This window comes from Anaerolinea thermophila UNI-1, from assembly GCF_000199675.1.
Lineage (GTDB): Bacteria > Chloroflexota > Anaerolineae > Anaerolineales > Anaerolineaceae > Anaerolinea > Anaerolinea thermophila.
Genome location: NC_014960.1, coordinates 3420443 through 3432705, shown reverse-complemented (window position 1 = coordinate 3432705; position 12263 = coordinate 3420443). Strand labels below are relative to the sequence as shown.

General features: G+C 61.6%; 13 protein-coding genes. 5 read left to right on the top strand and 8 right to left on the bottom strand.

Annotation, left to right across the window (positions count from 1 at the left end; genetic code table 11):
* Positions 1 to 264 precede the first annotated feature (264 nt).
* From ANT_RS17630 to ANT_RS15390, 4 genes are read left to right on the top strand one after another with little or no spacing between them, the layout of a single operon-like run.
* Positions 265 to 1467, top strand: a complete 1203-nt coding sequence (locus ANT_RS17630; protein ID WP_013561456.1) for a peptidylprolyl isomerase — start codon at positions 265 to 267, stop codon at positions 1465 to 1467.
* Between the two features lie 3 nt (positions 1468 to 1470).
* Complete coding sequence (locus ANT_RS15400; RefSeq protein ID WP_013561455.1) at positions 1471 to 2724, top strand: PrsW family glutamic-type intramembrane protease; 1254 nt, start codon at positions 1471 to 1473, stop codon at positions 2722 to 2724.
* A gap of 6 nt (positions 2725 to 2730) precedes the next feature.
* Positions 2731 to 3399: a DedA family protein gene (locus ANT_RS15395; RefSeq protein WP_013561454.1), complete on the top strand. Its 669-nt coding sequence runs from the start codon at positions 2731 to 2733 to the stop codon at positions 3397 to 3399.
* 37 nt (positions 3400 to 3436) lie between these two features.
* A complete protein-coding gene (locus tag ANT_RS15390; protein ID WP_013561453.1) occupies positions 3437 to 4162 on the top strand; it encodes a lysophospholipid acyltransferase family protein in 726 nt (241 codons plus the stop codon).
* 452 nt (positions 4163 to 4614) lie between these two features.
* On the opposite strand, the gene ANT_RS15385 is transcribed toward ANT_RS15390, so the two are convergent.
* From ANT_RS15385 to ANT_RS15375, 3 genes are all read right to left on the bottom strand, one after another.
* Positions 4615 to 4884 (bottom strand): NifU family protein, encoded by a 270-nt coding sequence (locus ANT_RS15385; RefSeq protein ID WP_013561452.1) that lies wholly within the window; start codon positions 4882 to 4884, stop codon positions 4615 to 4617.
* Between the two features lie 3 nt (positions 4885 to 4887).
* Complete coding sequence (locus ANT_RS15380) at positions 4888 to 5385, bottom strand: cyclic nucleotide-binding domain-containing protein (RefSeq protein ID WP_041455096.1); 498 nt, start codon at positions 5383 to 5385, stop codon at positions 4888 to 4890.
* A gap of 426 nt (positions 5386 to 5811) precedes the next feature.
* Positions 5812 to 7830 (bottom strand): TolB-like translocation protein, encoded by a 2019-nt coding sequence (locus tag ANT_RS15375; protein ID WP_013561450.1) that lies wholly within the window; start codon positions 7828 to 7830, stop codon positions 5812 to 5814.
* Positions 7831 to 7861: 31 nt separating this feature from the next.
* Between ANT_RS15375 and ANT_RS17510 the strand changes: the two genes are divergently transcribed.
* Positions 7862 to 8005, top strand: a complete 144-nt coding sequence (locus tag ANT_RS17510; protein ID WP_155818193.1) for a hypothetical protein — start codon at positions 7862 to 7864, stop codon at positions 8003 to 8005.
* Here ANT_RS17510 and ANT_RS15370 read toward each other — a convergent pair.
* The 5 genes from ANT_RS15370 to ANT_RS15350 all read right to left on the bottom strand — a co-directional run bounded on the left by ANT_RS15370 (position 8002) and on the right by ANT_RS15350 (position 12260).
* Positions 8002 to 9501 carry a choice-of-anchor R domain-containing protein gene (locus ANT_RS15370; protein ID WP_155818190.1) on the bottom strand — a complete coding sequence of 500 codons (1500 nt, stop codon included), beginning with the start codon at positions 9499 to 9501 and terminating at the stop codon, positions 8002 to 8004. The genes ANT_RS17510 and ANT_RS15370 overlap by 4 nt on opposite strands.
* Positions 9498 to 10778 (bottom strand): hypothetical protein, encoded by a 1281-nt coding sequence (locus ANT_RS15365; protein WP_013561448.1) that lies wholly within the window; start codon positions 10776 to 10778, stop codon positions 9498 to 9500. The genes ANT_RS15370 and ANT_RS15365 overlap by 4 nt, the downstream gene beginning before the upstream one ends.
* An 11-nt stretch (positions 10779 to 10789) precedes the next feature.
* Entirely contained in the window at positions 10790 to 11239 is a 450-nt protein-coding gene (locus tag ANT_RS15360; protein ID WP_041455095.1) for a hypothetical protein, read from the bottom strand.
* 312 nt (positions 11240 to 11551) lie between these two features.
* The gene (locus tag ANT_RS15355; RefSeq protein ID WP_013561446.1) at positions 11552 to 11734 is read right to left on the bottom strand and encodes a hypothetical protein; all 183 of its coding nucleotides are present in this window, start codon (positions 11732 to 11734) and stop codon (positions 11552 to 11554) included.
* A 19-nt stretch (positions 11735 to 11753) separates the two neighbouring features.
* Positions 11754 to 12260: a hypothetical protein gene (locus ANT_RS15350; protein WP_013561445.1), complete on the bottom strand. Its 507-nt coding sequence runs from the start codon at positions 12258 to 12260 to the stop codon at positions 11754 to 11756.
* Positions 12261 to 12263 lie beyond the last annotated feature (3 nt).

Here is a 12263-nt window from a genome sequence, read left to right as displayed (position 1 = left end):
GGCTGGGATTTTCCACCAGCCATTGGAGAGATTGTTTAACCCATTCGAGACACTTTTGCGCAACGACATATAGAGGTTTACCGCAAAGGGGGAGGAGGGGCAGGGGTGTCGTGGCGAGCGTGTCAAAGCATCCGGCGGACTGTTCCAAAATTAGAATCTCTTAACAAATCGTTGTAAAATCCCCATTTTGGCGAATCTCCGTTAAAATCCACAAACAGGGGATGATGTGTTTCACCCCGGTGATTGCTTTTAAAGGAGTTCAGTATGTTGCGTAAATTGTTGCCCTTGCTGGCGGTGATGGCTCTCCTGCTGGGTGCCTGCCAGCCGCAAACCGCAGGGGGGAAAGTCCCCATCAGCGGCACGCCCATGGCAGGCTGTGAGGTTTCCTCTGTTCTGCCTACCCCCAACCCCACTCTGCAGGCGCTGATACCCGCCCCCGGCAAGGATGATCATATCCTCGGTAAGGATACCGCGCTGGTCACCATCATTGAGTACAGCGATTATCAGTGCCCGTACTGCGCCATGCTGGCACCGGTTCTGCGTCAACTGGTGGAGAAATACCCTGACGATGTGCGCGTGGTCTTCCGCTACTTCCCGCTGACCTCGCATCCCAATTCCTGGGTGGCGGCGCAAGCCGCCGAAGCGGCGGGCAAGCAGGGCAAATTCGTGGAAATGCACGAATTGATCTTTGCTCAGCAGGACCAACTGGCAAACTACACCCCCGAAAATGCTCTGGATTACTTCGTCACCCTTGCCGAGCAGTTGAAGTTGAACGTTGACCAATTCAAACAGGATTATGCCAGCGAGGAAGTGAAAGCCCGCATCCAGAAGAATCTGGACGAAGCCATGAACACCGGCTTGCCCGGCACCCCCTTCCTCTTCCTGAACGGCTTGCCTTATCAGGATCGCATGGACCTGGAGACGCTTTCCAGCCTGGTGGAACTGTTCAAACTGCAGGCGCGCCAGTACACGTCCTGCCCGCCGATGATTATCGACACCGCCAAACAGTACACCGCTACCATGGAAACCGAGAAGGGCAAAATTGTCATTCAATTGTATGCCGATAAAGCCCCGCTGGCGGTGAACAGTTTCGTCTTCCTTGCCCGCGAAGGCTTCTTCAACGGCGTGACCTTCCACCGCGTCCTGCCCGGCTTTGTGGCGCAGGCGGGCGATCCCAGCGGCAGTGGGTACGGCGGTCCGGGCTACGTGTTTAAGAATGAAAATACCGATGCCAAATTTGACCGCAAGGGTCTGGTTGCCATGGCAAATTCCGGCGCCGATACCAACGGCAGTCAGTTCTTCATCACCTACGACGCGCAGGAAAGCCTCAACGGCAACTACACCATCTTTGGCGAGGTCATCGAGGGCATGGACGTGGTGGAGAGCCTCACCCCGCGCGATCCCGCCAGCGATCAGACCCTGCAACCCGGCACCAAAATTCTCAAGGTAACCATCTCCGAGAAATAACGCATGAACGACTCTCAGCCCGCCTTTCCCATCCGCGTAGCGTTCCAACTCCTGTTGAGTCTGCTGGGGCTTGGCTCTGCCTGGCTCATCGGGTTGCTGTTGTTAGGGATGGGCGCGTTGGGATATTTTTCGGGCAGTGCGCTCTTTCATACTTCGGCTGAGCCGTTGCTGGCGCTGGGCTGGGCATTTCTCCTGCTGGGGCTGGTGGCTCTCCCCTCGCTGTGGGCGGCAGGATTGCGCCTGTGGGGTAAAGAGCCCGCGCCTCTGCGCCTGAACCTGGTTTCGGCGTCGCTGGCGCTCCTGCTGGTGCCGCTCATCATCGTGGTGGGGGCGGGCGTCCTGCAAGCCGACGGTGTTCTGCGCCTGTTCATGCCTTTCTTTCAGATTGCCGTGGTGGTCATCCCGGCGCTGTGGCTGGTGGCTTACCTCACCCGTCCGGCTCAGCCGGTGCGGGCGGGGCGTTTCTGGGGCGCGATGAACGTGGGCGTGTTTTTCGTTACCCCGCTCATCCTGCTGGTAGAGGGGATGCTGATGGTCTTGATGCTCATCGGCGTCATTGCCTTCCTCTCCTCCCGCCCGGAGATGATGCAGTATCTGGCGGACCTCTCTTCTCGTCTGCTTCATGCCGCGGGCGACCCGGAGATGATTTTGCGCATTTACCGCCCCATTCTGCGCCAACCGCTGGTGCTGTTCGGCATAGCGGCGATTTTCACCGTCTTTGTCCCGCTCATCGAAGAAGCCCTCAAGCCGCTGGCGGTGTGGCTGTTGGCAGGCGACCGCCTGACCCCCGCCGAAGGTTTCTGGCTGGGCGGGGTGTGCGGGGCGGGCTTTGCCCTGGTGGAGTCGCTTTTCTCGGTCATCGGCGCGGATGCGACTTCCTGGATGACCCTGGCGGTAGGGCGCATTGGCACCACCACCCTGCACATCACCACCGCCGCGCTGATGGGCGGCGCGCTGGCGCAAGCCTGGCAATCCCGCAGGTACGAGCGTTTGGGGCTCATGTATCTGCTGGTGGTGGGGTTACACGGGTTGTGGAACCTGCTGGCGCTGACCAGCGGGCTTGCCCGTGTGCTGGAGCCTTCTCAGCCGCTCAGAGATATCCTCTCTCTGGCAGACCGTCTTTCCCCCTTTGCTCTGCTGGTACTGGCGCTGGCGCTCTTCTGGCTTCTTGCCATTGAGCGCACGGCGGTCAACCGTGCTGGGGCGGTAATGCCTGCGCCGGTGCTGAATGATTCTGTTGAAAGTAAGGAAAGTTAAACCGTTATGGATTTCTTGCTGGAACTCTTTCGCTGGTTTGTGGACTTTGTCCTGCACATGGATCGCCACCTGCCCCAAATTGTCAATGACATTGGCATTTGGGTGTATGCAGTGCTCTTTCTGGTGATTTTCATCGAGACCGGTCTGGTGGTAACGCCCTTCCTGCCGGGCGATTCCCTGCTCTTTGCGGCAGGGGCGGTTGCGGCAACCACCAGTCTGCATCCGCTGTTCCTGTGGGTACTGCTGGCAACGGCTGCCGTGCTGGGCGATACGGCGAATTACTGGATTGGGCATTTTGTCGGTCCCAAGGTGTTCACACAGGAATCGCGCTGGTTCAAGCGGGAGTATCTGGAGCGCACGCATGCCTTTTATGAAAAACACGGCGGGAAGACCATCTTCCTGGCGCGTTTCATTCCCATTATCCGCACCTTTGCCCCGTTTGTAGCCGGCATCGGGCGGATGCGCTACGGCTATTTCATCAGTTACAACGTGATTGGCGGCATCGTGTGGACGGGGCTGTTCATCGGCGCGGGGTACTTCTTCGGCAATTTGCCCATCGTCAAAGAGAACTTCTCGCTGGTGATTATTGCCATCATCCTCATCTCGCTCATTCCCGCAGTGGTGGAGTACCTGAAAGAGAAAAGGCGTCCGCATCCCGCTGTGGTCAAACAGTAGGGCGCATCCTTTCTTCAGGTTGGGAGTTAAAGTAAATATGCAACAATCTCTTTCACACACTAAAACCAACCGCAAACCCTGGATGGACCGCCAGAAACTGCAAAAAATCTTCGATGTGCTGATTCATGCGCTCACCCGCCCGGAATTTCACGGCGTGGAGCATGTGCCTGCTGAAGGCGGGGTCATCCTTGCCACCAACCACATGAGCCGCATGGATACCTTACTGCTGTTCATCAACCCGGCGCGCAAGGACGTTACCGCGCTGGTGGCGGATAAATATCAGAAGTACCCGCTCTTTGCCTGGATTTTGCGCACCGGCGGGATTATCTGGCTGGACCGCGAAAACGCCGACTTTGGCGCACTGCGTGCGGCGGTTGAGGTGCTGAAAAAGGGCGTTGCCCTGGGCATTGCTCCCGAAGGCACGCGAAGCCGCACCGGTCAACTGCTGGAAGGCAAGCCCGGCACGGCGCTGGTAGCCCTGCGGGCGGGTGTGCCGATTGTGCCTACCGCCATTGCCGGGACGGAGAACGTTTTCCCGCGCATTTTCACCCTGCAACGTCCGCGCATCTCGGTGACTTTTGGCAAGCCGTTTGTCCTGCCGCCGCTGGACCGCGACCGCCGCGAGGAACAGATGAAGCGCTACACCGAGGAAATCATGTGCCGGATTGCCGCGCTGTTGCCGGAGAAGTATCACGGCTTTTATCGCGGGCATCCGCGTATCCGCGAGATTCAGCAAGGCATCAACCTGGATTTGCAGGGGTAAACCCTTTTTCGTGAGTTTTGCAGGGAGCCGGTGTCGGCTCCCTGTTTTTTGCTGTGCCAGGGCGCACCCTGAGCCTGTCGGGCATGATTTGGGGAGATGGCTTCGGGCACTCCGTGCCCTCGCAACGACACGATGATGAGCCCCTTGACGTTGCTCGGGGTGTAAAAGGTGTGGTTGCGAAGATACTTGCCCGCAGGATGGGAAAGAGGTCGCCGCGCTCGCTCGCGATGCTACCCAAGCGCACGCTGAACTGAGACTACGCGCGTCAAAGGCGTTGAGGGGTGGTTTTCTCTTTTTATGCGCACTTCGCGCCTTTGCGGTGAACCTCTGGGTGTCGTTGGGAGCGCAAAAGTGCCCGGAACAGAGCAAGCAACCTCCCTCAGGGCTGAGAACCCTGCAGGGAGGCGCTCTTAATCAGGTAGAGAGAGTGTTGCAGGGAAGAAACGCGCCGATCAGGACTGTTCCTCAACGGCTTCAACCTTCTCGATTTCGGGGAAGAACTGCCGCACCGTCCCGGCAACCCAGCCGTTAATGGTGGTGGGCGAAAGCGGACAACCCTCACAGGCACCGCCCAGGCGCACCTTGAGCACCTTGCCGTCAAAGCCCACCATTTCCACCGAACCGCCATGGTACTGCTGAATGTAGGTGTCCAGCGTCTCAATCAGCGCCCGCAGGCGTTCCTCGGTGGAATACTCGAAGGATTTACCGTTCGTGGTTACCATAAATTACTCCTCCTGATTCTGACACCCTTGTGAGGAGGGCTGTAAATCCATACTGGCGGTGAGCATTTCGAGGATGGAGACATGGGTGTTGCGTAAGCGCTCGGCGATGACGCTCGCCAGCCGTTCCAGCCATACCCGTCCCAGTTCGGGGTTGCGCTCGCACAGTGTCTGCAGGCAGGCGCGCTTGAGGCGGTACGCCACCACCTCGGTATTCGCCACTGCGGAACTGGTGTACACATCCCGTCCCAGCGCCGCCGACCACCCGCACACCCCGCCCGGAGAAATGCGCGCAACCACCAGCGAGGGACCGTCGTAGGGCTTGTAGCGAATTTGCACCTCGCCTTCCAGCACGATGCACAGTGCATCGGCAAAGTTGCCCTGCTGGAAAATCACCGTACCTGAGGGGTAGCGCACCTCTTCCAAAAAGGGAGAGAGGGCTTGAATCTGCTGGGGATTCAGCCCTTCAAAAATGGCAAGATGCGCGTACTCCTGTCTGAACATTGAACTAATCTTAATGAAAGCCGGGGAGGAATTGTAGTGGCAAATATACATAAATCGAGGATGATTTTCCTCGCTTTTTATGACCGATTTCCTCTCATTTCAGGGGGAGGAAGGTGTCACAAAATCAGGGCAATCTTCACCCCCTGAAGGGTAGCAGGTGTCATATCGGGAGAATGATAAAGTTCACACGCCAAGAGTGATTTCCCTAATCTACCCTTTACACAGAAAACGGGTATGATTACGGCATGGAGACGGGCGCACACCTCCTGTAAGAAAAGACATAGGCTGTCTCCTCCTTTGGCGAAAGCCCCCGCTGAGTTTTCCCCCACCGCCCTCAGCGGGGGCTATTGTTTTTCCATGGGGTCTCTCTGGCAAGAAAACCGGCGGGCTTTTTGCCCGCCGGTTGCATCTTCAGACCAGGCACTCTTACGGTTTGAGCACTGCCGGTAAGTACACGTAGCGCGGACCCGCCCACAGCGAGACGGTGGCAGTGGTCAACTGCGGGTCATCGCTGGGGATGACTACCTGCGAGACATACTCGCCCACCGCCAGCATTTCGTCCGGCACCGCCCGCACGCTGATTTTGCAACTGCCGGTGGCGCGTGGTACGCCGTTGATGGCGGCGTCCAGCGTACGGTTGGAACAGCCGTCGGAGACGAGTTCAAACACGGCATCGTCGCCGGTGGTAATTTGAACCTGCCCGATGTTCACCGCCACATCGCCAAAGTTGGTGAGGAGAATGTTCTTTGGCGCGCTCACCTGCCCGGGGAAGACCACAAAGGCAAGGCTCTGCGGGGAGAACGACAACTGCGGGGCAGGCGCCGGCACATCGAAGGCGCGCGCCCAAACATCGAAGCGCTCGTCAATGTTGAACGCCGCGCCGTCCGGCAGGTCGCGGTCCTGGCTGGAGAAGGTCACCAGCGAGCGGTTGCCGGCAATCACCGGGAAAGCCGAGGTGTTGCACACCTGCAGGGAGTTGGGGCAGTTAGTGGGGTCGGGGGGAATATCCAGCAGAACCGGCATGCTCTCTCCCGTACCTGTACCAGGCGGTGGCGGGCTGTTGCGCACGTTGAGCAGGAACAGGCGGTCGGCGTCAGTTTGCGCCAGGCGGTCGTAGATAAACAGGTCGCGGTGCGAACACACCCATTTCGCCTGCTGTTCGTCGTAGGCGCAGTACACGTTGACATCCCCCGGCACCACGTTGCCCGCTTCGGAAGTAAAGGCAATCCAGCGCCCATCCGCGGAGATGGTGGGGCTGAAACTGGGCTCTTCCAGCGCCTGGTCGGGGTCGGTGTGGTAGCGCACGGAGATCAGGTGGGTGCGCCCGCTCAGGCGATCCCACAGGTACACGTCGCGCTTGCCGTTGGTATCTGCCGGCAGGGCAGGGTTCTGGGTTTCCAGGTTGGACGCATCTGAAGTAAAGGCAATGTACCTGCCGTCGGCAGAGAGGGCGGGATAGAAGGACATGGCATTGCCGGGCTTGCCATCGGCGGCGCGCGAGACCAGCCGGTACACCGGCAGAGTGTTGTCGAGAATACCGTCGTTGTCGGCGTCGCGGTCCATCAGGTACACCTGAATACCGCTGACGCCGGGAATCAGGTTGCTGGCGTCGGATGTGAACGCCACCCAGCGCCCATCATAGGAAACCACCGGATGCCAGGCATCGCCGTTGATACTGCCACCCGAAGGGGTGCGGGTGAGCAGTTTGTTGGTGACACTGCCGTCGGCGGCGTTAATGAGGCTCAGGTACAGGTCGCGCTTGTGATTGCCGTCGGTTAAACCGAGGTCAAGGTTGCTGGCGTCGCTCTGGAAGATCACCCGCGGGTTGCCGCCTTCGGTGTAGATCGCCAGCGAAGGTTGCAGAATCAGGTATTTGGGGTCGCAGGTTTGTCCCGGCGGGAGCGGCACCGGACAGGTGTAGCCCGAATCCGCATCCGCGGGGGTGCCGGAACTGCGCCGTGAAGCCTGAATGCTCTGGCTGATGGTGCCGTCGGCTTCCACCTTCAACACGTAGATATCCAGCCGCGAGTCGGTGTCGGTGGATTTCAACTGCGCCGAGGTCTGGAACGCCACCCACTGCCCATCCGGCGAGATGACCGGGAACAGGGAGTTGCCCTGTCCCAGCAGGTTCTGGTAGGTTGCCGAGAGGGCAAGGGTCTGGTTCAGGGTGCGGTCGCGCAGGAAGACATCCCAGGTGTTTACGGTATCGGGCAGGGACGAGAGATTGGTGGCCTCATCCACGTACTTGCAGGCAAACACCACCCGCGAGCCGTCGTAAGATGCCGAGGCGTGGTAGCAGTCCTCATTGGCAGTATCCGCGGCGGGAGGCTTGGAGATCAGCAGGGTGGCGGCGGGGGGAGCGTCGGCGCGTACCAGCACGGCAAAGAACGCCAGCGCCAGCGCGGCAATCAGCAAACGGTTGACGAGTTGAAAAGCGCTTTTCATGCGGGTTCTCCTGTACATGAGGTCTAACAGGATGATGGGTTCTCATGGCGAACGTGTCAGCGCGCCCTTCGGCGGCTTCGGCAGGCTCAGCCTTCGCCATGGGGCATGGATGGACGTTTTTTCCTCTTTGCATTGTAGCAGAGAAACCCCGCAGGAAAGTTTACATTTTGCTTAACTCTCTCCTGCCCACACGGTGAATCCTTCCACCCGCAGTACTCCGCCGCGCCAGGCAACCCGCTCCAGACGCACCGGCACACTCCGGGATGCGCTTACCCGCACGCCCGCCCAGCGTCCCACCGGCGGGATGGACAGTGTCCACGGACTGCCGTCCTGCTGGCGCAGAATTCCATCCGCGTCCAGCGTCAGGTGCGGCACGACAGGCGGAGCGGAGCGCCGCTCCAGCACCACAAAACGCTGAGGGGTGACGAAGGCGTCCAGATTGTCCAGCGCCAGCAGTGCGTTGACCTCTTCCAGCGCGGTGCGCGTGCCGTTGTTGTACAGGCGTACCCGCTTGCTGGATGGCGCGCGCACGAACACCCCGCGCAGGCACTGCCCGGCGCCGTCCTGCCCCAGCAGGCGCGCCAGATGCGCCGTGAGGGCTTCCTCGCCGAACAGGTTTGCCAGCAGACTGCCTGCCCCCGCACTCTGCCAGGCACTGCCGTTGAACGCCAGCAAGCCCGGGGATGTCCCTAATGTCCCGTCGGCATCCAGGCGGGCGAGGTAAGCGTTCTGCGCGTCCAGCGCGCCGGTGCGCTTCAGCACCAGCCAGTAACGGCTTCCGCTGTTCAGATGCACGGGGGTAGACGGGCGCAGGCGCACCCAGCCCAGCGCGGGGTCGCGGCTGAGGGAAGCGGCGGGCAGGGTAAAGGCGCTCAACACCGCGCCGGGCAGACCGCCCGAATCGGCGCAGAGGGAGAGTTCCACGCTGTCGGCGGGAGCGCCGGTTTTGACCAGCCACACCCAGATCTCCCCGCAGTCCCAGCCGTCCCCGTCGGGGGTAAAGGCTTGGGCGAGGCGCTGAATGGATGAGGTGTGTCCCCAGGGCAGGGATGTGCCTTCGCGGCGGGCGCTCCCCAGCCAGCCCTGCGCGCAGAGGGCATAGCGCCAGCCCAGGGTGTGCCACCAGCCGCGCCCTTCAAGCAGGACGAAATCCTCTCTGCCGGAAAGGGCGGGGAGAAACTGCAGGCGCGGAGCGGCATGCTCCGCCAGCAGGGTATCGCGGCGGGCAAGGGCTTCGTCCTGGCTGGCTTCGCCGATGGAAAACACCCGCTCGCGCACGCCAAAACGCCGCTGACTGCGCCCATCCTCTGCCCAGGGGGTTTGAAATGTTCCCGCACCGCCTTCCACGCTCCAGGGGGTGGGCGCGCGGTAGCGCACCGCACAGCGGTTGACCACCTGCGCCAGATCCCAGCGCCAGCGCATCCCGCCGCGCTGAATTTCCACCCCGTGCAGACAGCCCCACCAGCAGGGCGCGCCGCCTGCGGGGGAGATGCTCATCTCCGCTCCCAGCCAGCGGCGCGGGTCGTCCTGATTCGCCAGCGCGCCGTCCAGGCGCACCTGCGCGGCATCTGCCCCGCCGGGCAACTGCCAGGTGAGTTCCTCCACCTGCGGGTGAAATCCCTCCAGCGGCAGGTGATGACAGGCACTGACCTTCATTGTCCAGGCGTTCACAACCACCTCCGGCGGAAAAACGGGCGCGCCTGCAGGGTGAAGGTATCCTCAATGGTCATTGCGCCGTTGCGTTCCAAAAGCACGTACAGGCGCTGGGTTTGTCCGGGTTGAAGGAAAATGCCCTGCCCCTCCACCGTGTGGGTAAGCAAGGGCGCGCCGGAGAATTTTACCCCCCGCGTGCGCGGGTCATAGGTTAGCGCCAGTGCGGAGAGGGACATCAGCGGGAGCAGGCGCGCTTCGGCTTCTGTCGGCGTGAGGAACAGGCAGTCCAGGTCGAGGGTGTGCGCGCCGGTAGTCTCTGCCTGCGCCTTCAGCGTCAGGGTCACCCCCGCGCTGAGGGTGTCCACATCCCAGGGCGGCAGGCGCAGAGGCGGGAGCCAGAGGGTTTGCGCACTGGCAGGAATGACCGCTGGCTCGCCGGCGTAGAGGGGTTCAAAACCGGCACTGCCCTCAAAACCCGCTTCCCCCCACACCAGCAGGGTTTCGCTCAGGGGAGCGTGCAGGCGGGCTGTCAGACGATAAAACCTGCCGCGCGCCGCCGCGCTCTGTGAGGCAGGGAGAGAGAAGCGTTTGAGGGTCACTTCCTCCACACCGCTCCACGTCAGACGGCGGTAGCCTCCGGCGCTGGCAGTGCTGGCGCTCAGGGTGGTGCCGCTCACCCCACTGCCCTCCACCCCCTGCTCGCCCTCCAGGACGTGCTGAAACGGTGTGGCGGGATCGTGCGTTCCGGCCGTCAGCAGAACAAGCGACCTGCCCGACAGCGCGCCGCTCAGGGTCATTTCCAGCGGCGCGGGCAGACTGCCCTGCACCTGACTGGCGGGGATGTCCACGAAATTGTCGTGGGCGCCGTCGCTGTGATTGTAGAGGGTGGCGTTTGCACCTGCGCCGTGGCGGTTGAGGAGCGTCAGCGGTGCGCCTTCCTGCTCCCAGAAAGGTTCGCGCTCCACCTCCAGCACAAGCATCTGCCGGTTGACCTGCCGTGCCGCCGGATGGGGTAAACTTTCCAGTTTTCCGCCGCGCAGAGGCGAGCGCCATGTCTGCCCGTCGGGCAGGGTGACGCCCAGTCCGCAGGCGGGATGCGCCGGCAGATGAGCGCTGGCGCGGGCAGTGTAGAGGGCAGTTTCCAGCCCCTGTACGGCTTCGCCGATTGCCGCAGGTGTGCCTTCCAGCACCAGTTCCAGGCGGGTCAGGTCGCTGTTGACAAAGCGCGCCGCGCGCAGGGCGCCGTTTTCCTGAAGCGGGATACCCGTCCCGCCGATCATCAGGTAAAGGTTCATTCTCCCTCCCCTCAGGCGAGATGGTCAGGATGCTCTTCGCTCAGCGTGCCTTCCCAGCGGACGAAAGGCGCGGCGGTACGCTGTTCGTGCAGGCGGGCGGTCTCCGGCGGGTACAGGGTGCAGAGGATGCGGCGGAAGTCTTCCATCACGTTGCGGCTCCAGAGCGCCAGCGGCAGGGTCTTTTGCGGCGCGAGTTCCCACTCTGCCTGCGCCGCCGCGCGGGCGGATGCGGCGTAGCCCGCCGCACCCATCACCAGCAGATGCTGGAGCGAGTCGGGCAAAGTCGTTTCGTCCACTCCGTCCAGCCCTGCCAGGACAAAGCCCTGCGCCGAGACCAGGTTGATTTCCATCAGCGCCATGCGGGCGGCGGCGGTTAAATCGTCAGTGCTGTAGCGCGCGCCTTCGCTGTCGTGCAGGAACAGGCGTGTTTGCTCCAGCAGGGTAGTCAGATTCAGGCTCATGTGCCTCCTTTTGGGCGCGCCGCCCTGCAGAGTTTCCTCCGCAGAGCGGCGCAAACCCGTTGATGGTGTGGGTGGGGGTGCGCAGACGCTGGCGAAGCGTGCTCCGCGATTGCAGTGACACAAACGAGTGTCGTCGCGAGCGAGCCCAGCGAGCGTGGCGACCTCCTGAAAAGTTCCAGCCAAGGCAGAGGTTGCTTCGCGCTCCGCGCTCGCAACGACATATATATGGACGCTTCGCGATCGCAATGACACACTACCGCGTCCAGCACGGTTCGGCAGGCTCACCGTGCGCAGACGCACCCCTCTTACGGGTTACAGGCGCGCCCCTTCCAGCGCCACGCCCAGAATGTACGCTACCAGCAGGGCAATCATGCCGCTCAACTGCTCTTCCTCCAGCGGAAAGTCCGGTCGGTAGGCTTTGACCACCATCAGAATCAAGCCGATGAGCAATGCCCAGAATTTACGCGAGCGCAACAGGTCTTTCCATTTCTCCATAGACAATTCCTCCGTTGACTTACAGGCGCAGGTCGAAGTACACCACCGCGCCGTACAGGGCGAATTGGGTGGTCGCCGAGGCGTCCACGTTGACGTACAGGTAGCAGGCTTCGTCATCGTCCAGCCATGCCGGGCTGGTCAGGGTAACCATCATGCGGTGATCGCCCAGGGCTTTGCGTTTGGCGTCGGTATCGTGACCGCTGTCCAGGGTTGCCACCAGCGCCGCGCCGCTTGCCGTCCCGCCCGCCGAGAAGGTGACCTTCTCCACTTCAACGGTGGGGATGGAATCGCAGGCGCCGCCCGAAACCTTGTAGAGCAAGTCCACGCGCTTGATGCGCGCCCCCTTGAAACTGGCAGAGTTGCCGGTCACCCCCAGCGGAACAATCAGGTTGAAGACGCCGTCGGCGGGCGTGCGGTCTTCTTTGACGACGTTTGCCGAGAGGCTGGTCGTCCACGTGCCGGCGGTCTTGACGATATCCGCAGGCGGGATGAACAGGCTCATTTGCGTATCGCAGACGTATCCCATGAG

Bases quoted from the DNA above. Each gene is read 5' to 3' on its own strand.
- ANT_RS15360 (WP_041455095.1), bottom strand. From the start codon at position 11,239: ATGAGCCTGAATCTGACTACCCTGCTGGAGCAAACACGCCTGTTCCTG.
- ANT_RS15355 (WP_013561446.1), bottom strand. From the start codon at position 11,734: ATGGAGAAATGGAAAGACCTGTTGCGCTCGCGTAAATTCTGGGCATTG.
- ANT_RS17510 (WP_155818193.1), top strand. From the start codon at position 7,862: ATGATGGGTTCTCATGGCGAACGTGTCAGCGCGCCCTTCGGCGGCTTC.
- ANT_RS15380 (WP_041455096.1), bottom strand. From the start codon at position 5,385: ATGTTCAGACAGGAGTACGCGCATCTTGCCATTTTTGAAGGGCTGAAT.
- ANT_RS15385 (WP_013561452.1), bottom strand. From the start codon at position 4,884: ATGGTAACCACGAACGGTAAATCCTTCGAGTATTCCACCGAGGAACGC.
- ANT_RS15350 (WP_013561445.1), bottom strand. From the start codon at position 12,260: ATGGGATACGTCTGCGATACGCAAATGAGCCTGTTCATCCCGCCTGCG.
- ANT_RS17630 (WP_013561456.1), top strand. From the start codon at position 265: ATGTTGCGTAAATTGTTGCCCTTGCTGGCGGTGATGGCTCTCCTGCTG.
- ANT_RS15400 (WP_013561455.1), top strand. From the start codon at position 1,471: ATGAACGACTCTCAGCCCGCCTTTCCCATCCGCGTAGCGTTCCAACTC.
- ANT_RS15395 (WP_013561454.1), top strand. From the start codon at position 2,731: ATGGATTTCTTGCTGGAACTCTTTCGCTGGTTTGTGGACTTTGTCCTG.
- ANT_RS15375 (WP_013561450.1), bottom strand. From the start codon at position 7,830: ATGAAAAGCGCTTTTCAACTCGTCAACCGTTTGCTGATTGCCGCGCTG.
- ANT_RS15365 (WP_013561448.1), bottom strand. From the start codon at position 10,778: ATGAACCTTTACCTGATGATCGGCGGGACGGGTATCCCGCTTCAGGAA.
- ANT_RS15390 (WP_013561453.1), top strand. From the start codon at position 3,437: ATGCAACAATCTCTTTCACACACTAAAACCAACCGCAAACCCTGGATG.